The sequence below is a fragment of the Haladaptatus sp. CMAA 1909 genome (assembly GCF_043952005.1).
GTDB lineage: Archaea > Halobacteriota > Halobacteria > Halobacteriales > Haladaptataceae > Haladaptatus.
On sequence record NZ_JBIOAV010000001.1, the window covers coordinates 253,212 to 277,879 of the forward strand.

Sequence of the window (24,668 nt, forward strand, 5' to 3'; positions counted from 1 at the left end):
TATCCCCCACACTCAACGCCGCCGAGCGGACCGTTTTACATGCGCTCACATGTATTCGCGCCGGACCGTCCCTATCGCCGCGACGCTCGAACGCACAGAAACGTCGGTCGTTTCAGCCTTTTTTCGTACGATTCCGGCTTCTTCTCCTCGAACGCCGGCGTCGGTGTCGGTTCGACCAGTTCGTCCAGTCGGAAGCCGGTTTCGGCGAGCGGGTTGACGATCTCCGAAAGCGGTCGATGGTAGAACGGAACGTCGACGTCCCCACTGTCGGTCGCCCACGTCATCCGCTCTCGCTCGGTTTCGAAGTAGTTCACTCCCTCGTACGCGAGATAGTCATCGAGCGGATGGTGGGTCGAAAACGCGAGGAACCCGCCCGGTCGGAGCAGTCGGGCGAACTCCGCGAAAGTTTGCCGCAAATCTTTCAGGTAATGCAGTGAAAGCCCGCTGACGACACCGTCGAACGAACCGTCGTCCGCGATGTCGAGCGGCCCATCCAAATCGGCCCGATGAACGGTCGCTCGGTCGCCGAGTCGTTCCTTCGCTCCTTCGACCATCTCCTCGCTCGCATCGAGGGCGACGACGTCCGCTCCGTGGTCGAGCAACCACTCCGAGTACCGACCGTAGCCGCATCCCGCATCGAGAATTCGTTTTCCGTCCACCTCCGGAACGAGGGCTACCATCGCTGGAAACTCCAGATCCGCGCAGTAGGGATCGTCTTCGTGTTTCTCGTACGTCTCCCCCAGTTCGTCGTATGCGTCCTCCGCGATGGGTTTCTCGTCGGGCGGCATGGATACGGTCGTGTGTTTGCTTTTACAGTAACTGTTCCGATCCATATTCGTTCGTTCTCGGATATCGTCGAACGACACCGACGAGCGGAGCGATTCGAACCACCGAGTCATCACGGTTAACCCCGCTCCATCCGTAGTCCCACCAACATGACCGAGGGAATCGAATTCGACATCACGAAAACGGAGGAAATCGCCGGACAGCGGGACGAAGTCGTCGCCGCGGTCACGGACCACGCGGGGACCATCGCACGCGAACTCGCGCTGTTGCAGGGCGGTGATTACGGGCAGGAGACGTTCAAAACGAGTGCGGGGGAGTGGACGCTCAAGTACGAGGCAGGGAACATCCAGTACCTCCGCTTCGAGGGGAAGGCGGGCGGCGAGACGTACGTCGTCTCCTCGAAACAACCGCCGGACCCCGACGACCTCGCGACGGCGATGCGGGATTACGACGCGTTCGTCGCGTCCTACAACGCCCACGTCGAATCCAAGGAGGGCGTCTTGGACGACGTCTCGACGGACTTCCCGAGGGTCGAATCGACCGACACCGTCGTCTCCGAGCGAAACCGCGTCGTCGGGCGGATTCGGGAGGTTTCGGACGTGATGGCCGGCGAACTCCATCGCTACGACGGCGTCGATTACGGCACGTTCACGGCGAGAGTCAACGGCAAGCGCTGGGAGTTGAAACGAGAGGAGAGCAGGGCCTCGTACCTCCGCGTCGGCGGACAGGGCGGCACGTATCTCGTCTCGCAGTACGAACCTCCGTCGGCACCCGACGTCCGGGAACTCGCGGACGACTTCCGGGGGTTCGTGGAGGCGTTCAACGACCACGTGGACGAACTGGAAGCCGACCTCTCGAAGGTCTCGTTGTAATCCCACAGTGTCAATTTTCGAACCGCTCCCCGAACGCACAAACCCGTCGGCGATGAGTATGAAATATGACTTCGGAAACAGTGGCGGTCGTAACCGCCGCCGGTCGAGGTATCGGGGAAGCGTGCGCACGAGAACTCGCTGACGACGGTTACACGCCCGTCCTGCTCTCGAAATCCGGTGCCGCGATCGACGTCGCGGAGGATCTCGGCGGCGTCGGGTTCGAAGGTTCCGTGACGGACACCGACGACCTCGCCGCGCTAGTCGAGGCCGCGACGGAGCGATACGGACGCATCGACGCGCTCGTGAACAACACAGGACACCCCGCGACCGGGGACCTGCTGGACATCACGGACGAGGAATGGCACGACGGACTCGATCTCGTCCTCCTGAACGCGGTTCGAACGGCGAGGCTCGTCACGCCGGTCATGCGGGAACAGGGTCGGGGAGCGATCGTCAACATCTCCACTTTTTCGGCGTTCGAGCCGAGCCACGAGTTCCCGGTCTCCTCGGTCCTCCGTGCCGGACTCGGGAGCTTCACGAAACTGTACGCCGACCGCTACGCCGACGACGGAATCCGTATGAACGCTGTGCTTCCCGGCTTCGTGGACAGCTACGAGGTGGACGACGAGACGCGGGCGAAGATTCCGATGGACCGCCCCGCGGCCACGACTGAAATCGCGGATACCGTCGCGTACCTCGTGTCACCGTCTGCGAGTTACGTCACCGGACAGAACATCCGCGTCGATGGTGGTCTAACGGATTCGGTCTGAGTTCGACTCGTTCCCCGGGAGACGGGGGGACTCACGCACTCTCGTTTCCGCTCGCACTGCTGTCGCTCCCGCTCGTTCCACTGCCGCCCGTTTCGCCTCCACTTCCGCTCCCGCTCGTTCCACTTGCACTCCCCCCTCCGGCGTCTGCTCCACTCTCGCTCGTTCCGTCCCCGCTTTCGCCCGGCGTTCCGCCCCCGGTGTCCGTCGCTTCGGGGGTGCTGTTCGCCGTACTCTCTGCGGACGTTCTCGACTCTCGTGACGTGCTGGACGCATCGGTCGTCTCCTGTGATTCCGTCGTTCGTTCGGTCGTCTGCTGCCGAGCAGTTTCCGACTCCTGTGTCGTTTCCCGGGTTCGTGTCCCCGTTTCGGTTTCCGTCTCGGTCGTTTCCGTCGTCGGACGAAGTTTCCGATCGCACGCTTCCGTGTTCGGGTTTCGCTTCGATATAGTCGGCTCGGCGCTTCCCGACTCGTAGGCGGCGACGCTGACGATGACGAACCCGGACTTCCCGATGTCACCGACGTTCGACCTGTCGATTCGCGTTCGACCGCTCACCGGACCGATTTCGTTGTACGAGGTGGCAAAGCCGTCCGACGCGTACCACGACGTGTTGATCGTCACCCGCTCGAAATCGCCCGTCACGACCGCCCTTTCGCAACCCTGAAATTCGATACCCTTCGACCGTGTTCCGTTTTCGTCTTCCATTTCGTTACCTCCTCCGTCTTCCATTTCGTTACCTCCTCCGTCTCCCCCTTCGCCTCCATTCGTTCCGCCGCCTTCCCCGCCGAGTTCGTTCGGGTTCACCCGTCGCCCGTTCAGGTAGACGGTCGCGCCGCCGTCGATTTCGAACGCGGTGAGGTCCCCGGAGAATCGGTAAGCGTCTCCGCCGCCCGCGACCGCACCTCGGGCGCGGTTCCCGGACAGTTCGTCCTCTTCGTCGACGGTGACGTACCGGTCGGCGATGGGCGCGCCGTCGGCGTCCCCGCTCTTCGTTAACCGTCCGCTCACGGCGAACTCGTACCGAATGACGGTACCCGGACTGCCGCCGAAGATGACGAGGTGGTTCGGCAGTGTTCCACTCGGTGCACCCCCCTCGCGACACCACGGACCCGCATACGGATTGACCGCCGTGAACTTCGCTGGTTGCCCCGGCGTCTTCAGTTTCCGGGTATCGAGGCTCACCGAGTCGATCGCGAACGGATAGGGGTCGTGTTCCGCCGTGGGGTGCAGAACGGTGGTTCCGCTGACCGCTCCCGGGAACAGCCAGTTCGTGCCGAGTCCCGCCTCGTCCCAGAAACTGGTGTGTAGCCGAACCCCTCGGAACGTTCCGGTCACCCGCGCGGTGCTACAGTCGAGGAACTCGACGGGCGTTCTTGCGGCGGGCGCGTCGCCGAGTTCGTCCGGTCGAACCCGGCGACCGTCGAGATAGACGCTGACCTCGTTCTGCCGGGCGGAGGAGAGGGAGACCCGAAATCGGGTTATCCGTCCCGTGAATCGATATGCGTCGCCACCGCCAGCGACCGCTCCGCTGGCGTGCCGTCCTCGGTTCGAGATGCTATCTTCCCCGTCGACGGTGACGTATCGGTCGGCGATGGGCGCGCCGCCGCTGCGCCCGCTCTTCCGCAGTCGCCCGCTCACCGTCAGTCCGTACTCGATGACGGAATCGGGGCTGCCGCCGAAGATGACGACGTGGCTGCTCGTTCCGTTCTCGTTCGTTCCCCCCGCTTCGGCCGTGGACGTCGTCCGAACCGATCCCACCGTCCCCACCGCCCCGGCGGTTACCGCGAGTACCCCGCGTCTGCTGATCCGCTCGAAATTCATGAATCCCGAAAGGATTCCACGCCGAGTCGAATAAAACGCGACAACTGTTCTCCCGCCGAGACGGGAGCGCAACGACGGCTTACCGGGGAGTTTTTGACAATAGTAGTGAATCACCGTTCGATCGACATTCGAAAACCGAAGTGCCTTTGCGTTCGCTCGGAACAAATCCGATATGGCTCCCCAGAACGACCCGCTCGCGTGGGAGACGCTCGAATCAGGCGTCGCCTACTCGTGTCCAGGGTTCGACGTTCGAAACGAGGAGGTCCGCCTGCCGGACGGCACCGAAACCGACTTCGACTACCTGACGGAACCCGAAAGCGTGGTCGTCCTCCCGTTCACCGAGGACGGCGACGTCGTCGTCATCGAGGAGTGGCGACAGGCGGTGTCGCACATATCGCGAGGGTTACCGGTCGGCGGCGTGGAACCCGACGACGAGGATTTGGCTGCCGCGGCCAGACGCGAACTCGTCGAGGAGACGGGATACGAGGCGGCACGGGTGCGCCACCTCACGACCGTCGAACCGGCGAATGGGTTCGCGGACAGCCTCCATCACTTCTTCGTCGCGTACGACTGCGTGCCGACCGGCGAGCAGGAACTGGATTACAACGAGAGCATCCGGTCGACGACGACGACGTTCGAGGCGCTCCGCGAGGAGATAGCCGCCGACGGCGTGTACGACGGTCGAACCGTCCTCGGCGTCCTCTACTACGAACTCCTCGGCGAAGGCGAGACCCCACCGCGAACGGAGGGTTGAACAGGGAGGGCGCGGAACGAAACGTATGTACAGCGTCGTGGGTTGTAACGGCTGTAGCAACCTGTGGATAGTCGACGGACGGCCCGAAACGACGCGGTGTCCGCGCTGTGGGAAGCACCGGACCTTCGAGAAACTGAAGAAGTTCGTGAAAACGGACGACGAGGACCACGCCCGCGAGGTGCGCGCGTCCATGCTCGCCAACCGGCAGGGACACGGCGAGGCGTTCGCCGAACTCGACTCGTTCTCCGAGATGGATTCGAAGGCCGACGAGGCCGGAATGGACGACGAGGAGTTCCTCGACCGTTCCGGCGTCGATTCCGAGGAAGTCACCGAGGCCGCGAACCGCGACGCTCGTCGGAATACCGGCACGAGCAAAAAACAGGTGGTTATCGACGCCGTCACGACCCTCGACAGGCCGACTGAAGGGGAAGTGGTCGGATACGCCAGCGAACACGGGGTTTCGAGCGAGTACGTCGAAACGGCGCTCGCCAAACTCGCTCGACGCGGCGAAATCAGCGAGAGTCGCGGACGATATCGTCGGATGTGAACCCGCATCCGGTATCCGTCGGCGTCGAAGGGACGGCCCGACTCAGGGGAGTGCACCGGTCAGCGCCTTCCACACGGCGACGAGCAACGTGACGACGGTGAGCAACAGTTTCAGGAACTGAAGGACGTAATACGCTCGGGATTTCGTTATCGGTGCGTCCCCCTTAATGGGGGCAGTTGCCATTGGAATCACCATTGTGTGGCACGCCGCGAGTCGCTCCCGCGGGTGCCGAGTAATAATCGTCCTCCAATACAATAAATTTCCTGCAATAACAGTTTGGTATTTAATGTCGAAATCGCTATCGACCCAATTCCTCGTGGGCGCTGGAGAGGTGCCGGGACGCGAGCGCGGCGAGGAGGGAGAGTTCGCCGGCGAGCGCGCCGACCGTGATGATTTCGGCGAGCGCGTCGGCGTTGCTTCCGGCGGGGTCGCCGCCGCCGCGGAGACCCAGCACGTCGAGCGCTTCCGCCTGCGTGGGTAGTTTCGTGCCGCCGCCGACGGTGCCGACTTCGAGGCTGGCAATGCTGACGCTGGCGTAGAGTTCATCGTCGCGGGCTTCGACGGTCGTGATGGCGTTGCTCCCTTCGACCACTTGCGCGGCGTCCTGTCCGGTCGCGAGGAACGCCGCCGCGACGACGTTCGCGGCGTGGGCGTTGAACCCGAGTGCCCCGGCCTTCGCGCTGCCGACGAGGTTCTTTCGCGTGTTCGCCTCCTCGATGGCCTCCGGCGTGGTGTGGAGACGTTCCTCGACCGTTTCGCGCGGGACGTGGACGTCCGCTGTGACGCTCCGCCCGCGGCCCTCGATGGCGTTGATGGCGGCCGGTTTCTTGTCGGAACAGAGGTTCCCCGACAGCGCGACGAGGTTCGCCGGGGTCTCCTCTTCGACGAGCGAGGCGGCTTCTCGCGTCGCGATGGTCGCCATGTTCATCCCCATCGCGTCCTTGGTGTCGTAGACGAACCGCAGGAACACGGAGTCGCCGACGACGTAGGTCGTCACGTCCAGCAGTTCCCCGTGGTTGGTCGTGGATTCGGCGACCTCGGCGAGCGCGTCGCGGTTCTCCCGAACCCAGTTCACGACCGCTTCCGCCTCGGCGACACCCTCCACACGGAAGACGGGTGCGCGGGTCATCCCCTGTTTCGTCACCCGTGCGTCCGCCCCACCCGCGGAATCGATGACGGAACAGCCACGGTTGACGCTGGCGAGGAGCGCCCCCTCCGTCGTGGCGAGCGGGAGGTAGTACTCGCCGTCGGCCGACCCGCCACTGACGGCGACCGGCCCGGCCACACCGAGCGGAACCTGAATGGTCCCGACCATGTTTTCGATGGCAGTCTCGGCGTCCTCGGCCGGGAAGGCGTACTGCCCGACGGTATCGAGCGTCGCATCCGTCTCCGATTCGAGGAGTTCCCGGCGCGCCGCCGTCGCCGTGTCGTGGTCCGCGTGGTCTTCGAGTTCGTGCAGGCGCAGGTCTCCCGCCAGTACCCGCTCCGCGAGGTCGTCTGCATCGGTCATGATTCGCCGGTTGTCGTCCCATCCCCTAACAGTTGCTCATTCGGTCGGGCGGTCGCCGCCGGTCGACCGAATTCCCGAGTGTCCCCGAGAAATGGCCAGCAACCATTTTATTCGTCGTGGGTGTTCAGTCCGTATGGAAATCAGACCGGCGACGGTGGACGACGTGAGCGACGTTCGCCGTATCGTGCGTTCGGCGTGGGACGACTCCTACGGCTTCCTCTCCGAACGGGAACAGGACGTCGCGTTCGAGGAGTGGTACGGTTCGGACCGACTCGAAGCACAACTCCGCGACGAGGATGCGATATTTCTCGCGTCAGTCACGGACGGCGAACTGGTCGGGTTCGCGTACGCCACCACCGACATCGACCCCGAACGCGTCGGAGAGAGCGAGATACGGAGCATCTACGTCGACCCCGACGAGTGGCGGACTGGCGTGGGAAGCGACCTCCTCGCCGCGATAGAGGACCACGTAAGCGAGCGCGGGTTCACGCAGCTGTCGGCTCCCATCTTCACCGAGAACGAACGCGGACGTGCGTTCTTCGAGGCCAACGGCTTCGAACGGATCGAAGAGCGCGTCGTCGACCTGTTCACGGGTGGGACGTGCGATGCGGTCGTCTACTACCACCAGTTTTCGAAATGACGGAAACGGGTCGTTTCGGGTGTCATTGCCGAACTTGCTGGCGGCGAGAGGCTTAACACCCATCCACCCGTAGCGAAACCGTGCACAGGTCGCGTCTCTTGCTCGCCATGGCCGCCGTCTTCGCCGGAATCACGGTCTCGATGGTTTCGCTGGGATTCGCGTACAACCCTGTTCTCATCATTTTCGCGGTCCCGTTCGGCATCACGACGGCCATCCTGTGGTATCACGCCACGGGTCGACTCGCGAAGAAGGTCGAACGCGAGGCGTACCGAGAACCGCGTCGGGGGTTCGGCCCGTCGCCCGGTGCGGCACGCGAGCAGGCCCGACAGCAAGCACGCGAACGAGCGCGTTGGCAAGCGGCGGGAAGGGGTCGAGCACGGACCGGTGAGAGGGCGACGGGCGGGCGCGCTACGGTCGGCGGACGGCCCAGCCCGAGTCCGAAGGAGGCCTATCGAATCCTCGGCGTCGATGCCGACGCGGACGAGGATACGGTCCGGCAGGCCTACCGTGAGAAGGTGAAACGCGTTCATCCCGACCGAGCGGACGGGAACGAAGAAGCGTTCAAACGTGTCAACAAGGCGTACGAACGCGTTCGCACCGACCGCTGATTATCAGTCGCGGTACTGACGGACGAATTTATTATGGATGGTTCATAACACATCTCGTACTAAACCATGCCGACACTACCGACTCCGGCCATCGGTCCACGTATGTGCCGGAATCTGTCGTTTCATCCGATACCTCCAAACATTTATCGAGAGGTTGTCATCTGATGCGACCCAATAGAGCCGTTTCACTGCTCGTCGTCGCCGTCCTCCTCTGTTCGCTCCTCGTGGGACCGATTTCGTTCGTCGGCGCGGCCGGAAAAAGCGCCACCTTCGAAACGCGATCCCCCGGCGACGACCGCGGCGATGTGATTCCGATCACCGTTCACGCCTCGAAAGCGGCGACGGTCAACATCGGGTCGCCCGAACAGGGATTTTGGGTGCAGGTGAACGTGACGAAGGGCACCACGACGCTCGACCTCAACACGTACCGGGCCGACGACCCGAACGAGACGATTTCGTTGCGGAAGGGCGGAATCAGGGGAACGCCGAACGTGCGGATTCCGTCGGAATCGGGACCGCTCCAACCCGGCGTGTACGATATGAACGTCACGGTCGGTGGGGTTACACAGGACATTGGTTCGTTCACGGTCGAACGACGGGAGACGGGCGACGCGTGGACGGGAGTGTTGCCGACACCGGAGGCGGTGAATCCCGACGAGTTCGAAACCCCGGACGACCTACGGAAAGCGGCGTCAGCGACGGAAAACGGGACGGTTGCGAAAGGCGATCAGTTCGTTCTCGCCGTCAACGTGTCCGGGATGTCGGGATTCCTCGACAAGTCGATGCTCGACGGAAGCGGGGAGAACGTCAGCGTTCACTTCCGCGAAACGAACGCGCATCGTAACACCGTTCCGAACGAGTTTGACGGCGACGAAGCGACGCGAATGATGCTGGACGACGAAAACGACGTGTTGTACCTCATCCTCGACACGGATGAACACGGCATCGAAGCCGGAGATGCGTACGACGTTACGTTCGAAATCGGCGCGGAAAACGGATTGGTGACGGAACCGGAGCGGGCGACGACGACGTTTTCGGTCGAGGAGCGGCGCGTCGCGTTGGACTACTCGGGTGACGTGCTGGTCGTCGAAGATCGAACTAGAATCGGTGGAACGACGAATCTCGCGCCGGGGACGACGGTGAACGTGACCGCCTACGATACGGGAAAGAAATCGTTCTTCTGGCCGAAAACGGCGACGGTGACGGAGGAGCGGACGTTCGGCGCGACGTTCGATTTCGGCGGCGTCGAACCGGGGACCTCCTTCAGTATCGAACTCCGTGACCAAGACAGGACCGTTACCGGCGTCGTCGCCGCAAGACAGACGACGTCCGCGACGACGACTACGACGACTACGGTGACAACCACGACGACCACGACGACAGAACCTACGACAACCACGATGACGGAGACTCCCACGAACACGACAACGGCGACCACCACGACAATGGCGCTTCCGCCCGTCGAGACCGAGCAACCCATCACCGCACAGTCGGTTTCGGAGGGTGGCCTGCCGGGATTCGACGTACCTGTCGCGCTCGTGGCACTCGTGGCGGGGGCCGTTCTCGTCCTTCGCCGGACGCGATGAACGTGTCCGATGGTTTTTATACTATGATTGACCATATCTGCACAAAACGGGAGACCCGCTTCAGACCATGATACGACAGATTCCCGACGAAGAATTCCCGGAGTTCGTCGCCGCCCTCTGGAAGAAACAGGGCTGGCAAACGACGGTGACGGAGAAGTCCGGTAAATCGTTCGTCGCCCTCCAACGCGACGGCGGAGAAGGGCTCATCTGGGCCGATCCCGAAACGGGTGAGAACGTCAGCGGACAGGACCTCCAGCAGTTCGTGAGAATCTGCCAGAAGTACGGCGTCGATGAAGGTGCCGTCGTCACGCCGGGAACGTTCAGCGAGGACGCGGAGAAGATCGGCGAGCAGACGGGCGTCCAGTTGGTCGACGGCGAGAAACTCCGAACCATCGTCGAAGCCCGCGAACTTCACGACTTCGTGGAACGGTTCGTCGAGGGCGGAGATGGCTCCGACGGAGACGGTGAAGACGGGGACGGCTTCTCACTCCCCGTCTCGCTCCCGAACGGAGTACCGCGGAAAGCGGTGGCCGGTGTCTTCGTCGCCCTCCTCGCCATCGTCGCCGCTGCCGTCGTCGCGCCCACGATTCTCGGAACCGGCGGCGACGTACGGACCAGCGGCGGATGGAACGTCACCGCGAACTCCACCGCACCGAGCGACGCGACGGGCGCGCTCGACGTCGGATGGAACACGAAACGCGTCTCGAAGGTGAACCCGGAACGCGGCAACGGCGTGTACAAACCGGATGACGGAGAGGAATTTCTCCTCGTCTCGATGAACGTCACGAACTCGGGGAGTGACTCGCTCGGCCTCCGACCACAGGACTTCGCGCTCCGATCGAACGGAACGCTTCGAGGGTACCAGCCACTCAACGACACCCAGGGGTTTCAGCCGAGCGTCCTCGATAGCGACGAGTCGGTGAGCGTGTGGTTCGTCTTCTCCATCGACGACGACGCGACGAACGCGACCATCGTCACGACGGGGCGACTTCGACGTGACCACGTCCGAACGAAGTTCACCCACGACGAAACGCTGGCCGTCGAGACCTAATTATAACTCCCGAACGCATCGTACCGATGCCGTGTAAACCAGCCTGTAACGCGGGCAACCCTTTTGGCCTGTGGTCCCTAATTCGCCTCCATGAGCGCCGACCGCGCCGCCTTACAACGCGCTCTCGACCGAGGAGAGCAGGAGGGCGGCAGCGTGGAGTTCAAGGAACGACTCACGAGGGAGATCCACCTCGCCCACGGGCGAATGGAAAGTCTGGCCGCACAACTGCGTCACCGTGTCCTCTCCGGTGACGGCGTGGCGACGTACGTCGTCGGCGTGACCGACGACGGCGGCTTGGCGGGTATCGACCCGGACGCGTTTTCGGAATCGATGGACGTGTTGTCACTGCTCGCCGAGGAGGCGGGTGCACACATCGAGGACGTACAAACGTGGGGTATCGACGCGAACGAAACCAGCATCCGCGCCTCGACGCGGAACGGGAACGGCGGACTGGTCGGCGTCGCCACGATTCGGGAAGGGGCCGTCCTCGACATCGACAGCGAACACATCGTCGTCGGCACGGCGGGTCACGTCGACCACGGGAAAAGCACGCTGGTCGGCAGTCTCGTCACCGGACAGGCAGACGACGGCGAAGGCGGGACGCGGGGCTATCTCGACGTGCAACCGCACGAAGTTCAACGTGGTTTGAGCGCGGACCTCTCCTACGCGGTGTACGGCTTCGACGACGAGGACGGACCGGTCCGCATGGACAACCCGCATCGCAAATCCGACCGCGCGCGGGTGGTCGAGGAGAGCGACCGCCTTGTCTCCTTCGTGGACACCGTGGGCCACGAACCGTGGCTTCGCACCACCATCCGCGGCCTCGTCGGACAGAAACTCGACTACGGCCTGCTGACCGTCGCGGCGGACGACGGCCCGACGAAGACGACGCGCGAACACCTCGGCATCCTGCTCGCGACCGAACTCCCGACCATCGTCGCCATCACGAAAACCGACGCGGTGAGCGAGGAACGTGCCACGGAGGTCGAACGCGAGGTCGAACACCTGCTCCGAGAGGTCGGCAAAGTGCCGCTCCGCGTCGAACGTCACGGCGTCGACGTCGCTATCGAGGAGGTGGACGAGAACGTCGTCCCGATTCTGCTGACCAGCGCGGTCACGATGGACGGACTCGACGCGCTCGATACGATGTTCGAGCGACTGCCGAAGACGACGGCCGACAGCGGCGAGTTCAAGATGTACATCGACCGAAGCTACAGCGTGACCGGCGTCGGCGCGGTCGCCAGCGGAACCATCAATTCCGGGTCAGTCGAGACGGGCGACGAACTGCTCCTCGGTCCCATGTCTGACGGGCAGTTCAGGACCGTCGAAGTCCGTTCCATCGAGATGCACTATCACCGCGTGGACGAGGCCAAGGCGGGCCGAATCGTCGGCATCGCGCTGAAAGGAGTTCGAGAACCGGAGATCGAACGCGGGATGGTCCTGCTCCCCGCCGATTCCGACCCCGAACCCGTCCGCGAGTTCGAAGCCGAAGTGATGGTGCTCAACCATCCGACCCGAATCGGAACGGGCTACGAACCCGTCGTCCACTTGGAAACGGTCAGCGAAACCGCCGTCTTCGAACCCGAGGGTGGCCACCTCCTTCCCGGCGACAAGGGCACGACGCGAGTCCGGTTCAAGTTCCGACCCTACCTCGTCGAGGAGGGACAGCGGTTCGTCTTCCGCGAGGGACAGAGCAAAGGGGTCGGCACCGTGACCGATGTGAATCCGAACGAGTGATCGAACTCTTCGTTGATCTTCTGGAGCTCTTACGATAGCACGTGGTGCATCGGTAGCGCAGCCTTCATACGTCAGAACGGCCTTTAAACGGGGGTTGAAAGGATGAAGACGCAATACTACACGTCAACGAGTATCGACGGGTATCTCGCCGACGAGAACAACTCCCTCGACTGGCTCTTCCAGTTCGGAGAGATCGATGAGATAGAGGGCGCGAAGGACGACTACCCGCAGTTCATAGAACAGGTCGGGGCCTTGGCAATGGGTTCGATGACGTACGAGTGGATTATCGAACACGAAAACCTGCTGGAGGAGCCGGAACTATGGCCGTATGAGACCCCGGCTTGGGTGTTTAGTAGTCGGGAGTTGCCGGAGATAGATGGGGCGAACATTCACTTCGTGCAGGGGGATGTCGCACCCGTCCACGCGGATATGGTGGAGGCAGCAGCCGGAAAGAACGTCTGGCTCGTCGGTGGCGGTGATCTCGTGGGACAGTTCCACGAGAACGGTCTCCTCGACGAAATCATTCTCACCGTCGCACCCGTCACGCTCGGTTCGGGCGCACCGCTACTGCCGCGCAGGATTACCGACCCGCCGTTGAGACTGACGAACGTAGAACAATACGGTGACATCTTTGCGGTTTTGACCTACGAAGTTGCAGTAACTCGATGAGCTACTCGGTCAGGCGTCCCGCCTTCTCTCGGAATCCGATAACCGGAGAGGATGATGCTCGGTCCGAGGAGTCGAGGTCCATGAAAACGGATCGGTCACGGAACCGTCGATAGATGGCCGAGAAACCGCTCGATACCACGTTACAAGGCGAGCCGAGAAATCGTTTGGAATTTCGCCGAACCCTCCCGAATCGGGTTCGGGCTACCGTCCGTATCTACGGCGTCCGCCACGGCCGTTCCGCGAGCGGATGAAGCGTCTCGAACGCGAAGTCGGGGACCGGGTCGGGCACCGTATCGAGGTCCGCTGGAACCCACACCGCGTCGATTCCCGCGGCTTTCGCGCCGGGGATATCGGTATCGAGTGAGTTCCCGACGTGCAGGGCTCGTTCGGGTACGGTATCGAGTTCGGAGAGTGCACGCTCGAACGGGTCGGAGTTCGGTTTTGCCGGCGTATCGTGGCCCGCAAACACGACCGTATCCGCGTACCGTTCGATACCGAGCGCGGTCATCTTCGTCCGTTGCATCTCCGGAGCACCGTTCGTAACGATGCCGATGGCGTGCTCCTCGGCCAACGCGTCGAGCGTTTCCGACGCACCTGGCAGATACCGAACCCGAGAGTGGTCTCGAACGTCGGCGAATGCGGCCGCGACCCGGCGTCCCGTCTCGTCCCCGTGGCCGTTTTCCCGCGCGAGCGCCGCGAAACAGTCGGCTCGCTGTTCGTCCACGCTCAGTCCCGCTTCGAGAAACTCGTCGTAACGGGCGTGGTACGTCGGAACGTCGAAAAACGGGTCGACTCCGACACGGTCGAACGACGTTGCGAGTACGTCCTCCGAACGTTGTTCGTACTCCAACAGCGTGTCGTCCAAGTCGAAAAGCAGCGTGTCGATTGGCACGCTCCATACGTACACAACGGGTCGATAAAAATGTGCCATCGTGGAGTCTCGTGTCCGGACTTGGGCTCCTTCGCAAAACCTCGGTTCCGAAATCCGTTTTTCCCTCCCGACGCGACACGGGCGGGTGTGTTCGAAGGGGAACAACTGGGCGTCGGTTCGTTTTTGATATTTACGGACGCCAATAGCCGTCGTCGGACCGCTCCGCGAGACCCAACAGCACCGCCCACTCCAGCATGTTTTCGACGCGTTCGCGCCAGACTTCATCCACCCGCGTCGGGTCCTTGTGGCGTTCCCACATCGGAATCTCCTCGCTGAACTCCTCGAATACGGCGTCACTGTCGAGCGGTTCGTCTTCCGGCAGCGCGTCAAGGACAGTTGAGACGCCGTACACGCGCGTTCGGAACGCTTCGGAGAGTTTCTCCTCGTCCGGGTCACGGCGCAGGCGAACGAACCCGCTTTCCGTTTCCTCGGCCAGTTCGAGCGCCCGCAGGAACGTGAGCCACGTCCGCGCGGTGTCCCGGCTTTGGAAGCCGATTCGTCGCATCAACCGCGCACAGCAGTCGTCCTCCGTGCCGGGAACCAGCGGTACCGCACGCTGGACGTCGCTCAGGAAGTCGAGGTCCTCGGGCGTTTTCGGGACGGGTTTGAACTTCACAGGTCGAAGCTCTCCGCCAGCAGGTCGTCGTTCGTCTCACCGAGGACGTGCGTCGATCCGTTTACCACGTTCACCGTCACCTGCGCCGGGGCGAAGACGCTCTCGGGAATCTCCTCGAAGTCCCACCCTTCCTCGTCGAAGAACGTCTCGAACGTCGTGCCGTACTCGTCACCCGCCGTCGATGGCAGTTCGTCGAAGCGATCGAACTCCTCGTCCACGGTGAGGTGGACCTTCCCGCCGTACGCGAGCGCGTCGTTCGTCCGGCCGATGGCCGTCTCCTCGTCGTAGCTGATGGGTGCGACCGGCGCGGACCCCATCGCCGAGCGGACGTCGAGCGGGTCGTAGCCGAGTTCGGTCAGGCGGAAGACTGCGAGTTCAGCGGCACGGGACGCGACGGTGACGCTCCCCGCCATGCTCCCGGTGGCGAACGTGGGCAGGTAGACCGAGTTCGGGTCCACCTCCGCGAGGTCGGCGACGTGTTCCGCCACGTCCTCCGTCGGAAGCGTGTCGGATTCGACGGCGAGGACGGCGAAGTCGAACGCGTCCGTGTAGCCCACGCGGCGGTACTCGTCCTCCTCTGCGACCAACGCGCGTGCGGGACCGCTTCCGAGTCCTTCGAAGTCCTCCACCGTCAGTTCCCATCCCGCCTTCTGCGAGCAGAGCAGGGCGACCGCCGGGTGGTCCGTCGTGAGTTCGACGTGCGGTATCGGCGCGCCCGCGACGTCGTCCATCCGCGTCTGTATCGTCGCCAGTCCGGCCGTCTGGAGTTCGGCGAGGAGCAGTCCAGCCTCCATCCCGCCGGTCGCTTCGACGCCGAAGTCGAGAACGGTCGCCTCGTTGTCCAGTTCGTACGCGGCGACGTTCAGTTCGTCCGCGAAGTCGATGGTCTCGTCCACGAGTTCGAGCGCCATCCGGTTGAGACTCTCCATGTCTCGGGATTGGTGGTCATCCGGTAAACCGTTCCGGGTTCGCGACTGCGTCAGCGCTCCCGTTTCGCTTCCCGCCCCAATTCGGCTTCGACCGCGTCGACTTTTTCGCGCGCTCGTTGGTCACGCGCTCGCTTGTCGTCGATTTTGAGGACCGTACTCACGCGGTCGCCGTCGACGGCCTCGTGGGCGGCTTGTGCCGCCGCGAACAGTTCGTCCGCCGAATCGGCTTCGATGACGGTTCCCATGGGATTCGTCTCGTAGGACACGTCGAACTCGTCGAGCGCGTCGACCGCCTTCGCGACTTCGCTTGCCATGCTTCCCTCCGTGACCGGTGCGACCGACAGCAGTGCGATTACCGTCATACGTTCCCCCTCGTTCCCGATCTCCCTGAACGTGTGGGTTGCACCGGAGCTTCGGACGACGTGCGAAAAATAACCCGCAACCAAACCGCTATCGCGTCGATTGCGGTCCCTGTTCGTATCGCCGCGGTTCCGGCTGCGGTGCTTCCGGATTTTGATTTTGGTTTTGCGGCGGTGCTTCCGGTTCCCTCCGCCCGTTGGTCGACTGTATCGGCTCCCGCTGGAGGTGCGCTTCGAGGAACCAGAGATATTTGTCCACCTCGCGCGAGAGTTCGGTCAGCAGGTCGGCGGTATCCTGATCCCCGTGTGAAATCGCGGCATCGATGCCACCCCGGAGGTTCGCGGCGTGAAGCGCGAGGTTGTTTGCCAGCGCTTCGACGTACTCCAAACCGGTCACAGCGTTCGTCCGTATCTCGGGAATCCGCGTGTTCGTCGCCGCCATCCGAACCGTTCCCCGCGCCTCGCCGCCCAGTGCGGTCGCCCGCTCCGCGATATCGTCGCCGTGTTCGAACAGTTCGTCCGCCAACTCGTCGAACAGCAGGTGGAGTTGGTAGAAGTTCTGTCCCTTCACGTTCCAGTGGGCGTACTTCGTCTGCGTCAGCAGGTCCGTCGTGTCCGCGAGCGTCTGATTCAACAGTTCCACGAGCGCCCGCCGCTCGTCGTCCGCGATGTCGTTTTGTGTGAAGAACATCCGCGCCGGTCGTTCGTCTTGTCTGTCACTCATTCTCCCCACCTCGATACTCAGAAGGACGGATTCGGGCAAGAGTATTGTGGGCAGTTTCGTGACGTTTGTACTGTCATTCCTTCGAGCTCACTTCCTTCCGGCCCGTCAAACTGTCCGGGTCGAGATGGAAGTGTCGAAACGCCACGTCCTCGGGCGGTCGTTCGAAGATGTCCACCAGCGGAATATCCACCTCCCACATGCGCTGGGCCACGGCCGAATCGTACGGCAGGTCGGCCACCTCCTCCAGATACCCGCTCGCGACGACGCTTCGATATCCCCCGTCCGTCTTCTCGTACGTGACGAACGAAATCGGGTCGTCGAGCAACGCCTCCTTTTCGCTGTTCGGGGGAAACGAGAACCGGAAGTAGAAATCACCCGTCTCGGCGTAGTAGCCGTACGATATCGGTAACGTGAACGGCGGGTCCGAGTCGGGCGTCGAAAACGAGACGACACCGGTCCCGCCGATTCCGAGGAAGTCGTTCAGCTCTTCGTCAGTCATCTGTACCCACCGAAGCCCTTGCATGGGTGTGAGTACTACTCACTGGTAGAAAGTTGTTGGCGGGTCCAATGCGCGAACGGGAGAAGTGCGCTGGCTGGGATTGTGAACGACGCCCAGACGGTCCTGCTCACTCACTAACGTTCGCAGACGTGCGTCTGGTCTCATTCAAATCCAGTGCGCATTTTTCTCACAGACGACTCGCGGCACTCGTCGTTGTGAGTTCGAAAAATGCGCTGGCTGGGATTTGAACCCAGGTTGTGACCATGGCAAGGTCACGTGATACCACTACACTACCAGCGCGTTTCGTTCGCCGCGTGTTGCGACATTACCATCTTGCCACGCGTGGGTATAAATGCATTACGCAAGCGAGGTGATAGGGTGGTTTCGAGGAGACACGATTTCGACGCGGTAGGTCGCGGTAATCGTACTCAGACGTGGGCAACACAAGCGGTGTCGTACGACTCTCCGGCGACAAGAGAGCGATTATAGAAGTCTTGCTCATACGGGTTAGCAGCCCAACCGAGAAGCCTCTCTGAGGATGTTGAGTGATGGGTAAACCGGGGAAGTCTCCCCGATTGACTCCACCAAGTCCGTTTCGTTTTTCGTGGGCAACGTTTGAAAATGTATCGCCCGCTTTCCAGACAACACAATGATATGTTTTAATACGATGTAGTGTATAGTATTAGGTGGAGTCGGAATGACTCCACCAAGTCCCCCTAACGAAATTCAGGAATGGGCGAAACTCCTCGCTCAACTCGCTGCCATCGCAGCGTTCGTCCTGAAACTCGCTGGAATATGGTAGAAGCGTAGAACGGGGCGATAGCCCCGAACCACCTTGTTCGGTGGTCTACGAGGGGACGATCTCTTCAGCCATGCTCAAACATACAACGGATGCATACTGGTGGACCGTCCGGGCCGGGAATGGAATTATTGCGTTCGCACTGATAGCTACGGTATTGTGGTTGCTGCCAGCGCTCGAAGCGCGTGGCCTTGGGTTAGTCGGCTGGGTGTTGGCAACCGTGCTACTTCTGTTGAACGTCGGAGGTTTCGTCGAGGGCGTGCGTAAACTCCGTAGTGAGTAACCCGGTCTCGAAATTCTTTCGCGTACAGTAGCGATTGTAAATTCGGCAGGAGTATGGTTGCTGGGATTGTGGACCAGAGCAAGACGTTCCGGGATGCTCACTCTCCGGTCGTTGCGCTTCCGGGCATGCGACTGGTCTCATTCAAATCCACGGAACGATTTCATCGCTCGTGTTTGGGCGAGCACCGCGTAGCGTGTGCTCGCCGAGTTGCTCGCGATAGAAATGCGCTGGCTGGGATTTGAACCCAGGTTGTGACCATGGCAAGGTCACGTGATACCACTACACTACCAGCGCAGGGTTGCTTGCACTTTTTCGTATTCCCGACTACTGTATAAGACTTGCGAGTTGGTGTGCTGCACGTGTGAAAATCACTCTCAAATTCATCTTGATTTCGATGATTTGGGGCGTGTGAATACGTCACGCGCCTAAATCCGAAGCGGCACTCTTTTAACCGTCAGTACGAAAACTTCGCTACAGTCTAGTGATGAGGCGTCGAAGCGTAACGGTATGACCGTCAGCATACTCGTCCCATCGTCCCTCGTCCGGGAAGCCGAAGACAAACGCGAGGCAACTCGCAAAATCGGCTACGTCGCCCGCGCGGCGACCGTGTTCCGGGCGGACCGCTTGGTCGTCTTCCCCGACGGGGAAGGCGAACGGAAGTGGGGCGCTGGATTCGTCGAAACCATACTGAAGTACGCCGCCACACCGCCCTACCTTCGAAAGGAGGCATTCGGGAGGCGGGACGAATTGGAGTATGCGGGCATCCTACCGCCGCTCCGCGCATCATCGCAGACCGGCCTCGAATCACAGAGTTCGGGGTCGTTAAGACAGGGAATCGTGACCGAGGTCGGACCTGAAGGGCGCGTTCGGGTCAATTGCGGACTGCAACACCCGATCTCACTCGTCGTTCCGTCGCAAATGACGGTCGACGAGGGGGAACGCGTTACCGTCAGGATCTCTTCGAGAAGACCGGTCCGTGCGAAGCTCGTGGACGACCCCATCCCGGGGCTCACAGTGACGCGCATGGACCTCTCGGCGGCCCTCGACCGCGACGATGCTGGCGTTACGATCGCCACGTCGCGTTACGGAGAACCGCTCTCCGTCGAACGACTCGGTGAAGTCGTCACGCGAACCGAACGCGACGGAATGACCGTCGCGTTCGGCTCGCCAGGTCGAGGACTGCCGGAGATCTTCGGGGTGTCCCCCGAAGGAATCTCCGCGGTCGAATCCGGCGTACCAGCCCGGTTCGACCTCTGGCTGAATACGGTTCCGAATCAAGGCAGCGAGGTCATACGAACTGAAGAAGCGATGTTCGCCTCCCTCGCGAGCCTTACCCTCAACATCGAGTGATACGATGCCAGAAACAAGCAGACCACGCAAAGGTTCGCTGGGCTTCGGCCCCCGAAAGCGCGCGACGAGCGAAGTTCCGCGCTTCAACTCGTGGCCCGACAGTGACGGTCAGCCGTCGCTGCAGGGATTCGCGGGTTACAAGGCAGGAATGACCCACGTGGTGATGGTCAACGACGAGGCAAACTCCCCCCGCGAAGGGATGGAGGAGACCGTACCGGTCACCATCGTCGAAACGCCCCCGATGCGGGCCGTCGCTCTTCGAGCCTACGAAGACACGCCGTACGGGAAGAAACCACTGACGGAAGTGTGGGGTTCGGAGTTCCACGACGAACTCGGCCGCACGCTCAACGTTCCGGAGAACCACGACGCCGACGGTGCGGAGGAAGACCTCCGCGCGGCCATCGAGGCGGGCGACGTGGCGGACCTCCGGGTCATCACCCACACCGTCCCCAGCGACCTCAAGAACGTACCGAAGAAACGACCGGACGTCATGGAAACGCGAATCGGCGGCGGCTCCCTCGAGGACCGCGCCGACTTCGCCCTCGAGCTACTCGAAGACGGCGGGGAACACGACATCACTGACGTGTTCCGCGCAGGCGAGTACCTCGACACCAGCGGCGTCACGAAAGGAAAAGGAACGCAGGGTCCCGTCAAGCGATGGGGCGTCCAGAAGCGGAAGGGCAAACACGCCCGCCAAGGCTGGAGACGCCGCATCGGTAACCTCGGCCCGTGGAATCCGTCGCGCGTTCGCTCGACGGTTCCGCAGTTGGGTCAGATGGGGTACCACCAGCGTACCGAACTCAACAAGCGTCTCATCGACCTCGGCGACGACGACGAGGCCTCCGTCGACGGTGGCTTCGTCAACTACGGCGAGGTCGATGGTCCGTACGCGCTCATCAAGGGTTCGGTGCCGGGCCCGAACAAGCGCCTCGTGCGCTTCCGCCCTGCCGTTCGACCAACCGACCAACCGCGCCTCGACCCCGAGGTGCGCTACGTAAGTACGGAGTCCAACCAGGGATAATCCATGCAGGCAACAGTACGTGACCTGAACGGCGAGGACGCAGATACGGTCGACCTGCCGGACGTGTTCGACACGACCGTCCGCACCGACCTCATCAAGCGTGCCGTGCTCGCCGCACAGGCAAACCGGAAACAGGACTACGGTACCGACCCCCACGCCGGGATGCGTACCTCCGCCGAGTCGCCGGGCAGTGGCCGCGGTATGGCCCACGTCCCGCGAACCAACGGACGGGGTGCTCGCGTTCCGTTCACCGTGGGCGGCCGTGTCGCACACCCGCCCAAAGCGGAGAAAGACCGCTCCCTCTCGATCAACAAGAAGGAGCGAAAACTCGCGGTCCGGAGCGCCATCGCGGCGACCACGGACGCGGAACGCGTCGCTGAGCGCGGACACGACTTCGACGAGGACACGGAACTCCCCCTCGTCGTGAGCGACGACTTCGAAGACCTCGTGAAGACCCAAGAGGTCGTTTCCTTCCTCGAAGCGGTCGGCATCGACGCCGACATCGCACGCGCGGAGGACAACAAGAAGGTCCGTGCCGGACGCGGGAAGACCCGTGGCCGCAAGTACAAGACGCCGAAGTCGATCCTGTTCGTCACCAGCGAGGAACCGTCGCGCGCAGCGCGAAACCTCGCGGGTGCCGACGTCGCGACGGCGCGTGAGGTCAACGCGGAAGACCTCGCGCCCGGAACGCAGGCGGGACGACTGACCGTCTGGACCGAAAGCGCACTCGAAGAGGTGGCGGACCGATGAGTGTAGTGGAATATCCGTGGGTTACGGAGAAAGCGATGAACGAGATGGACTTCGACAACAAGCTCCAGTTCATCGTCTCGCTCGACGCGACGAAGCCGGAAATCCGCGACGAGATCGAGGACCGCTACGATGTCACCATCGAGAAGATCAACACCCAAGTCACGATGAACGGTAAAAAGAAGGCGACCGTCTCGTTGTCGGACGACGACGACGCACAGGACGTCGCCTCCCGAATCGGGGTGTTCTGATAATGGGACGAAGGATTCAGGGACAGCGACGTGGACGTGGAGGACCGACCTTCCGTGCTCCGTCGCACCGATACAAAGCAGAACTGAGCCACAAGAACGCCGAAGACAGCGACTTGGTCACCGGGACGGTCGTGGGTATCGAACACGACCCCGCCCGCAGTGCTCCGGTCGCGGCCATCGAGTTCGAGGACGGCGACCAGCGACTCGTCCTCGCACCCGAAGGCGTCGGAGTCGGAGAGGGGATTCAGGTCGGCGTTTCCGCCGAAATCAAGCCGGGCAACACGCTCCCGCTCGCCGAAATCCCGGAAGGGGTTCCGGTGTGCAACGTCGAGCGCCAGCCCGGTGACGGCGGCAAGTTCGCCCGCGCATCCGGCGTCGGTGCGAACCTCATCACGCACGACCGAGAGGCCGCCATCGTGGAACTCCCGAGCGGCGAAGTCCGACGACTCTCGCCCCAGTGCCGTGCCACCATCGGCGTCGTCGCCGGTGGCGGACGGACGGAGAAACCGATGGTCAAGGCCGGTAACAAGTATCACAAAATGAAGGCACGCGGCACCAAGTGGCCGAACGTGCGTGGTGTGGCGATGAACGCCGTGGACCACCCGTTCGGTGGCGGTGGCCGCCAGCACCCCGGACGCCCGAAGAGCGTCTCCCGAGACGCTCCGCCGGGACGAAAGGTCGGAGACATCGCGTCCAAGCGAACCGGACGCGGAGGTAACAAATGAGCGGAAGCGATTATCGAACAGGACGCGAGGGTGAGTTCACCTATCGCGGCTACGATCTCGACGAACTGCAGGACATGAGTCTTGAGGAAGTCGCGGAACTGCTGCCCGCACGAATGCGGCGAAGCATCCTTCGCGGGTTGACCGTCGAGCAGGAGAAACTGCTCGACAAGGCCCAGGAGAAGACCGAGCAAGAATCGGCGAACAGCCCGATTCGGACGCACCTGCGCGACATGCCCGTGCTCCCGTCGTTCGTCGACAAGACGTTCGCCGTCTACAACGGCAGCGACTTCGAGCGCGTGCGAATCGAGCCGGAGATGTTGGGACACTACCTCGGTGAGTTCCAGCTGACCCGCAACTCGGTCGAACACGGACAGGCGGGAATCGGTGCGACCCGCTCCTCGAAGTTCGTGCCACTCAAATAAACCATGGGAATCAGCTACAGCGTCGATGCCGACCCGGACACCACCGCCAAGGGGATGCTCCGAGATCGGCACATGAGCCACAAGCACAGCAAGGCGATTGCCCGAGCGATAAAGGGCAAAACCGCCGGGGACGCGAAAGCGTACCTCCAGCAGGTCGTGAACGAAGAGCGGTCGGTGCCGTTTAAGCAGCACAACAGCGGCGTCGGCCACCGTTCGGACATCGACGGCTGGGACGCGGGTCGCTACCCCGAGAAGGCCAGCAAGGCGTTCATCGAACTGCTCGACAACGTCGTCGGCAACGCGGACGCCCAAGGGTTCGACGGCGAATCGATGGAAATCATGCACGTCGCCGCCCACAAGGTCGGCGAAGTGCAGGGACGAAAACCCCGAGCGTTCGGCCGCGCATCCGCGTGGAACACGCCCGAGGTCGACGTCGAACTCATCCTTGAGGAGGTCGACAACTAATGGCAGACGAACATCAGTTCATCGAAGACGGGCTTCAGCGCTCGCAGATAGACGAGTTCTTCGCGGAAGAACTCGGCCGAGCGGGCTACGGCGGCATGGACGTCGCCAAGACGCCGATGGGGACACAGATCGTCCTCATGGCCGAAAAGCCCGGTATGGTCATCGGAAAGGGCGGGAAGAACATCCGGAAGATCACCCGAGAACTCGGTGAGCGGTTCAACCTCGACGACCCGCAGATCGACGTTCAAGAGGTCGACGAACCGGACCTGAACGCTCGTATCGTCGCCGACCGACTCGCCAACGCGCTCGAACGCGGATGGTACTTCCGGAAGGCGGGTCACACGACCATCGACCGCATCATGGACTCCGGCGCACTCGGCGCCGAAATCGTCCTGTCCGGGAAGGTCACGGGTGCGCGCTCGCGCGTTGAGAAGTTCAACCGCGGCTACATCAAGCACAACGGCGAACCCGCCCAGACCATCGTCGATCACGGTCAGGGCGTCGCGGTGATGAAACTCGGCACCATCGGTGTCGACGTGAAGATCATCCCGCCGGGAGCGGACCTGCCGGACGACTTCCAGATCGAGGAGGGCGCGAACCCCGAAGAACTCGTTCCCGATGCCGTCGAGGCCAACGAGGCCGCCGACCTCATCGAGGAACCGAGCGAGGACGAACTCGAAGACCTCCGCGCCGACGAGAACGAAGAATCGCCGGAACCCGGCGATGCCGACGTCGACGAAGAGGTCGTCGAGGAAGTCATCGAGGACGAGTCCGAAGCCGACGCCGACGAATCCGAACCCGAGTCCGTCGAGGAAGAACTCGACGAACTCGAAGAGGACGTCGAGGCGGAAGCGGAGGAACTCCTCGAAGAGATGGAAGGCGAGGAGCAGGGTTCCTCGGAAAGTTCGAGCGGGCAAAGCCCGCGAGAGGGCGAGGAGGAGTCGGACGAAGACGAAGAGGCGGAACAGGCAGAAGAGGAGGCTGAAGAATAATGGCCATCCTCCACACCTCGGAAATCCGCGACATGACGCCCGCAGAGCGGGAGACCGAACTCGAAGACCTCGAGACGGAACTGCTCAACGCGAAGGCCGTCAAAGCCGCGGGTGGTGCGCCGGAGAACCCCGGTCGCATCAAGGAACTCCGTCGAACCATCGCTCGAATCAAGACGATTCAGCAAGAAGAAGGCGACCTCGAATAA

Annotated in this window: 29 protein-coding genes and 2 tRNA genes; 19 read left to right on the forward strand and 12 right to left on the reverse strand. The window is 62.5% G+C overall.

Annotated features, from left to right (window positions below; genetic code table 11):
- Positions 1-71: 71 nt before the first annotated feature.
- Positions 72-788, reverse strand: a complete 717-nt coding sequence (locus ACGYLY_RS01375; protein ID WP_395291129.1) for a class I SAM-dependent methyltransferase — start codon at positions 786-788, stop codon at positions 72-74.
- A 147-nt stretch (positions 789-935) separates the two neighbouring features.
- Here ACGYLY_RS01375 and ACGYLY_RS01380 point away from each other — a divergent pair, with 147 nt between their 5' ends.
- Positions 936-1,658, forward strand: coding sequence for a hypothetical protein (locus ACGYLY_RS01380; RefSeq protein ID WP_395283743.1), 723 nt, complete (start codon positions 936-938; stop codon positions 1,656-1,658).
- Positions 1,659-1,723: 65 nt separating this feature from the next.
- Positions 1,724-2,428, forward strand: coding sequence for an SDR family oxidoreductase (locus ACGYLY_RS01385; protein ID WP_395283744.1), 705 nt, complete (start codon positions 1,724-1,726; stop codon positions 2,426-2,428).
- A gap of 31 nt (positions 2,429-2,459) precedes the next feature.
- On the opposite strand, the gene ACGYLY_RS01390 is transcribed toward ACGYLY_RS01385, so the two are convergent.
- Positions 2,460-4,247 (reverse strand): hypothetical protein, encoded by a 1,788-nt coding sequence (locus ACGYLY_RS01390; RefSeq protein WP_395283745.1) that lies wholly within the window; start codon positions 4,245-4,247, stop codon positions 2,460-2,462.
- 172 nt (positions 4,248-4,419) lie between these two features.
- On the opposite strand from ACGYLY_RS01390, the gene ACGYLY_RS01395 reads away from it, so the two are divergent.
- Complete coding sequence (locus ACGYLY_RS01395) at positions 4,420-5,001, forward strand: NUDIX hydrolase (protein WP_395283746.1); 582 nt, start codon at positions 4,420-4,422, stop codon at positions 4,999-5,001.
- Positions 5,002-5,026: 25 nt separating this feature from the next.
- The gene (locus tag ACGYLY_RS01400) at positions 5,027-5,548 is read left to right on the forward strand and encodes a DUF5817 domain-containing protein (protein ID WP_395283747.1); all 522 of its coding nucleotides are present in this window, start codon (positions 5,027-5,029) and stop codon (positions 5,546-5,548) included.
- Between the two features lie 42 nt (positions 5,549-5,590).
- Here the strand turns inward: ACGYLY_RS01400 and ACGYLY_RS01405 are convergent, their stop codons facing one another.
- Positions 5,591-5,731 (reverse strand): hypothetical protein, encoded by a 141-nt coding sequence (locus ACGYLY_RS01405; protein ID WP_395283748.1) that lies wholly within the window; start codon positions 5,729-5,731, stop codon positions 5,591-5,593.
- Between the two features lie 115 nt (positions 5,732-5,846).
- Positions 5,847-7,058 carry a hydroxymethylglutaryl-CoA reductase (NADPH) gene (hmgA, locus tag ACGYLY_RS01410; protein ID WP_395283749.1) on the reverse strand — a complete coding sequence of 404 codons (1,212 nt, stop codon included), beginning with the start codon at positions 7,056-7,058 and terminating at the stop codon, positions 5,847-5,849.
- Positions 7,059-7,191: 133 nt separating this feature from the next.
- On the opposite strand from hmgA, the gene ACGYLY_RS01415 reads away from it, so the two are divergent.
- The 6 genes from ACGYLY_RS01415 to ACGYLY_RS01440 all read left to right on the forward strand — a co-directional run bounded on the left by ACGYLY_RS01415 (position 7,192) and on the right by ACGYLY_RS01440 (position 13,349).
- A complete protein-coding gene (locus tag ACGYLY_RS01415) occupies positions 7,192-7,698 on the forward strand; it encodes a GNAT family N-acetyltransferase (RefSeq protein ID WP_395283750.1) in 507 nt (168 codons plus the stop codon).
- An 80-nt stretch (positions 7,699-7,778) separates the two neighbouring features.
- On the forward strand, positions 7,779-8,306 hold the full coding sequence (locus tag ACGYLY_RS01420) for a DnaJ domain-containing protein (protein ID WP_395283751.1): 528 nt from the start codon (positions 7,779-7,781) through the stop codon (positions 8,304-8,306).
- Positions 8,307-8,470: 164 nt separating this feature from the next.
- Positions 8,471-9,892, forward strand: a complete 1,422-nt coding sequence (locus tag ACGYLY_RS01425) for a BGTF surface domain-containing protein (protein WP_395283752.1) — start codon at positions 8,471-8,473, stop codon at positions 9,890-9,892.
- Positions 9,893-9,959: 67 nt separating this feature from the next.
- Complete coding sequence (locus ACGYLY_RS01430; RefSeq protein WP_395283753.1) at positions 9,960-10,943, forward strand: restriction endonuclease; 984 nt, start codon at positions 9,960-9,962, stop codon at positions 10,941-10,943.
- A 90-nt stretch (positions 10,944-11,033) separates the two neighbouring features.
- Positions 11,034-12,680, forward strand: a complete 1,647-nt coding sequence (locus ACGYLY_RS01435) for a GTPBP1 family GTP-binding protein (protein ID WP_395283754.1) — start codon at positions 11,034-11,036, stop codon at positions 12,678-12,680.
- Between the two features lie 102 nt (positions 12,681-12,782).
- Positions 12,783-13,349 carry a dihydrofolate reductase family protein gene (locus tag ACGYLY_RS01440; RefSeq protein ID WP_395283755.1) on the forward strand — a complete coding sequence of 189 codons (567 nt, stop codon included), beginning with the start codon at positions 12,783-12,785 and terminating at the stop codon, positions 13,347-13,349.
- A 214-nt stretch (positions 13,350-13,563) separates the two neighbouring features.
- On the opposite strand, the gene ACGYLY_RS01445 is transcribed toward ACGYLY_RS01440, so the two are convergent.
- The 8 genes from ACGYLY_RS01445 to ACGYLY_RS01480 form a co-directional block, all read right to left on the reverse strand.
- Positions 13,564-14,241 carry an HAD family hydrolase gene (locus ACGYLY_RS01445; protein WP_395283756.1) on the reverse strand — a complete coding sequence of 226 codons (678 nt, stop codon included), beginning with the start codon at positions 14,239-14,241 and terminating at the stop codon, positions 13,564-13,566.
- A gap of 169 nt (positions 14,242-14,410) precedes the next feature.
- A complete protein-coding gene (locus ACGYLY_RS01450) occupies positions 14,411-14,896 on the reverse strand; it encodes a hypothetical protein (protein WP_395283757.1) in 486 nt (161 codons plus the stop codon).
- Entirely contained in the window at positions 14,893-15,825 is a 933-nt protein-coding gene (gene mch, locus ACGYLY_RS01455) for a methenyltetrahydromethanopterin cyclohydrolase (protein WP_395283758.1), read from the reverse strand. The genes ACGYLY_RS01450 and mch overlap by 4 nt, the downstream gene beginning before the upstream one ends.
- 50 nt (positions 15,826-15,875) lie before the next feature.
- Positions 15,876-16,187, reverse strand: coding sequence for an MTH1187 family thiamine-binding protein (locus ACGYLY_RS01460; RefSeq protein ID WP_231185241.1), 312 nt, complete (start codon positions 16,185-16,187; stop codon positions 15,876-15,878).
- An 88-nt stretch (positions 16,188-16,275) separates the two neighbouring features.
- Complete coding sequence (gene dps / locus ACGYLY_RS01465) at positions 16,276-16,908, reverse strand: DNA starvation/stationary phase protection protein Dps (RefSeq protein ID WP_395283759.1); 633 nt, start codon at positions 16,906-16,908, stop codon at positions 16,276-16,278.
- A gap of 73 nt (positions 16,909-16,981) precedes the next feature.
- Positions 16,982-17,431, reverse strand: coding sequence for a pyridoxamine 5'-phosphate oxidase family protein (locus tag ACGYLY_RS01470; RefSeq protein WP_395283760.1), 450 nt, complete (start codon positions 17,429-17,431; stop codon positions 16,982-16,984).
- 205 nt (positions 17,432-17,636) lie between these two features.
- Positions 17,637-17,707 (reverse strand) — tRNA-Gly (locus ACGYLY_RS01475).
- A gap of 1,005 nt (positions 17,708-18,712) precedes the next feature.
- Positions 18,713-18,783 (reverse strand) — tRNA-Gly (locus ACGYLY_RS01480).
- A 213-nt stretch (positions 18,784-18,996) separates the two neighbouring features.
- Between ACGYLY_RS01480 and ACGYLY_RS01485 the strand changes: the two genes are divergently transcribed.
- Genes ACGYLY_RS01485 through rpmC form a run of 9 tightly spaced genes read left to right on the forward strand, consistent with a single transcriptional unit; the run spans position 18,997 to position 24,668 of the window.
- Entirely contained in the window at positions 18,997-19,839 is an 843-nt protein-coding gene (locus ACGYLY_RS01485; RefSeq protein ID WP_395283761.1) for a putative RNA uridine N3 methyltransferase, read from the forward strand.
- 4 nt (positions 19,840-19,843) lie between these two features.
- On the forward strand, positions 19,844-20,860 hold the full coding sequence (locus ACGYLY_RS01490) for a 50S ribosomal protein L3 (protein ID WP_231185237.1): 1,017 nt from the start codon (positions 19,844-19,846) through the stop codon (positions 20,858-20,860).
- A gap of 3 nt (positions 20,861-20,863) precedes the next feature.
- The gene (gene rpl4p, locus ACGYLY_RS01495; RefSeq protein WP_395283762.1) at positions 20,864-21,610 is read left to right on the forward strand and encodes a 50S ribosomal protein L4; all 747 of its coding nucleotides are present in this window, start codon (positions 20,864-20,866) and stop codon (positions 21,608-21,610) included.
- Positions 21,607-21,858 (forward strand): 50S ribosomal protein L23, encoded by a 252-nt coding sequence (locus ACGYLY_RS01500; protein WP_395283763.1) that lies wholly within the window; start codon positions 21,607-21,609, stop codon positions 21,856-21,858. Before rpl4p ends, ACGYLY_RS01500 begins: the two co-directional genes overlap by 4 nt.
- Before the next feature lie 2 nt (positions 21,859-21,860).
- Entirely contained in the window at positions 21,861-22,583 is a 723-nt protein-coding gene (locus ACGYLY_RS01505) for a 50S ribosomal protein L2 (RefSeq protein WP_395283764.1), read from the forward strand.
- Positions 22,580-23,005 (forward strand): 30S ribosomal protein S19, encoded by a 426-nt coding sequence (locus ACGYLY_RS01510; RefSeq protein WP_395283765.1) that lies wholly within the window; start codon positions 22,580-22,582, stop codon positions 23,003-23,005. The genes ACGYLY_RS01505 and ACGYLY_RS01510 overlap by 4 nt, the downstream gene beginning before the upstream one ends.
- A gap of 3 nt (positions 23,006-23,008) precedes the next feature.
- Positions 23,009-23,470 carry a 50S ribosomal protein L22 gene (locus ACGYLY_RS01515; RefSeq protein WP_395283766.1) on the forward strand — a complete coding sequence of 154 codons (462 nt, stop codon included), beginning with the start codon at positions 23,009-23,011 and terminating at the stop codon, positions 23,468-23,470.
- Positions 23,470-24,462, forward strand: a complete 993-nt coding sequence (locus tag ACGYLY_RS01520; protein WP_395283767.1) for a 30S ribosomal protein S3 — start codon at positions 23,470-23,472, stop codon at positions 24,460-24,462. Before ACGYLY_RS01515 ends, ACGYLY_RS01520 begins: the two co-directional genes overlap by 1 nt.
- Complete coding sequence (rpmC, locus tag ACGYLY_RS01525; protein WP_395283768.1) at positions 24,462-24,668, forward strand: 50S ribosomal protein L29; 207 nt, start codon at positions 24,462-24,464, stop codon at positions 24,666-24,668. Before ACGYLY_RS01520 ends, rpmC begins: the two co-directional genes overlap by 1 nt.

What these genes read in the sequence shown, in the direction of transcription:
- ACGYLY_RS01375 (WP_395291129.1), bottom strand. Translation starts at nt 788, where the DNA reads ATGCCGCCCGACGAGAAACCCATCGCGGAGGACGCATACGACGAACTG.
- ACGYLY_RS01380 (WP_395283743.1), top strand. Translation starts at nt 936, where the DNA reads ATGACCGAGGGAATCGAATTCGACATCACGAAAACGGAGGAAATCGCC.
- ACGYLY_RS01385 (WP_395283744.1), top strand. Translation starts at nt 1,724, where the DNA reads ATGACTTCGGAAACAGTGGCGGTCGTAACCGCCGCCGGTCGAGGTATC.
- ACGYLY_RS01390 (WP_395283745.1), bottom strand. Translation starts at nt 4,247, where the DNA reads ATGAATTTCGAGCGGATCAGCAGACGCGGGGTACTCGCGGTAACCGCC.
- ACGYLY_RS01395 (WP_395283746.1), top strand. Translation starts at nt 4,420, where the DNA reads ATGGCTCCCCAGAACGACCCGCTCGCGTGGGAGACGCTCGAATCAGGC.
- ACGYLY_RS01400 (WP_395283747.1), top strand. Translation starts at nt 5,027, where the DNA reads ATGTACAGCGTCGTGGGTTGTAACGGCTGTAGCAACCTGTGGATAGTC.
- ACGYLY_RS01405 (WP_395283748.1), bottom strand. Translation starts at nt 5,731, where the DNA reads ATGGCAACTGCCCCCATTAAGGGGGACGCACCGATAACGAAATCCCGA.
- hmgA (WP_395283749.1), bottom strand. Translation starts at nt 7,058, where the DNA reads ATGACCGATGCAGACGACCTCGCGGAGCGGGTACTGGCGGGAGACCTG.
- ACGYLY_RS01415 (WP_395283750.1), top strand. Translation starts at nt 7,192, where the DNA reads ATGGAAATCAGACCGGCGACGGTGGACGACGTGAGCGACGTTCGCCGT.
- ACGYLY_RS01425 (WP_395283752.1), top strand. Translation starts at nt 8,471, where the DNA reads ATGCGACCCAATAGAGCCGTTTCACTGCTCGTCGTCGCCGTCCTCCTC.
- ACGYLY_RS01430 (WP_395283753.1), top strand. Translation starts at nt 9,960, where the DNA reads ATGATACGACAGATTCCCGACGAAGAATTCCCGGAGTTCGTCGCCGCC.
- ACGYLY_RS01435 (WP_395283754.1), top strand. Translation starts at nt 11,034, where the DNA reads ATGAGCGCCGACCGCGCCGCCTTACAACGCGCTCTCGACCGAGGAGAG.
- ACGYLY_RS01440 (WP_395283755.1), top strand. Translation starts at nt 12,783, where the DNA reads ATGAAGACGCAATACTACACGTCAACGAGTATCGACGGGTATCTCGCC.
- mch (WP_395283758.1), bottom strand. Translation starts at nt 15,825, where the DNA reads ATGGAGAGTCTCAACCGGATGGCGCTCGAACTCGTGGACGAGACCATC.
- ACGYLY_RS01460 (WP_231185241.1), bottom strand. Translation starts at nt 16,187, where the DNA reads ATGACGGTAATCGCACTGCTGTCGGTCGCACCGGTCACGGAGGGAAGC.
- dps (WP_395283759.1), bottom strand. Translation starts at nt 16,908, where the DNA reads ATGAGTGACAGACAAGACGAACGACCGGCGCGGATGTTCTTCACACAA.
- ACGYLY_RS01470 (WP_395283760.1), bottom strand. Translation starts at nt 17,431, where the DNA reads ATGCAAGGGCTTCGGTGGGTACAGATGACTGACGAAGAGCTGAACGAC.
- ACGYLY_RS01485 (WP_395283761.1), top strand. Translation starts at nt 18,997, where the DNA reads ATGACCGTCAGCATACTCGTCCCATCGTCCCTCGTCCGGGAAGCCGAA.
- ACGYLY_RS01490 (WP_231185237.1), top strand. Translation starts at nt 19,844, where the DNA reads ATGCCAGAAACAAGCAGACCACGCAAAGGTTCGCTGGGCTTCGGCCCC.
- rpl4p (WP_395283762.1), top strand. Translation starts at nt 20,864, where the DNA reads ATGCAGGCAACAGTACGTGACCTGAACGGCGAGGACGCAGATACGGTC.
- ACGYLY_RS01500 (WP_395283763.1), top strand. Translation starts at nt 21,607, where the DNA reads ATGAGTGTAGTGGAATATCCGTGGGTTACGGAGAAAGCGATGAACGAG.
- ACGYLY_RS01505 (WP_395283764.1), top strand. Translation starts at nt 21,861, where the DNA reads ATGGGACGAAGGATTCAGGGACAGCGACGTGGACGTGGAGGACCGACC.
- ACGYLY_RS01510 (WP_395283765.1), top strand. Translation starts at nt 22,580, where the DNA reads ATGAGCGGAAGCGATTATCGAACAGGACGCGAGGGTGAGTTCACCTAT.
- ACGYLY_RS01515 (WP_395283766.1), top strand. Translation starts at nt 23,009, where the DNA reads ATGGGAATCAGCTACAGCGTCGATGCCGACCCGGACACCACCGCCAAG.
- ACGYLY_RS01520 (WP_395283767.1), top strand. Translation starts at nt 23,470, where the DNA reads ATGGCAGACGAACATCAGTTCATCGAAGACGGGCTTCAGCGCTCGCAG.
- rpmC (WP_395283768.1), top strand. Translation starts at nt 24,462, where the DNA reads ATGGCCATCCTCCACACCTCGGAAATCCGCGACATGACGCCCGCAGAG.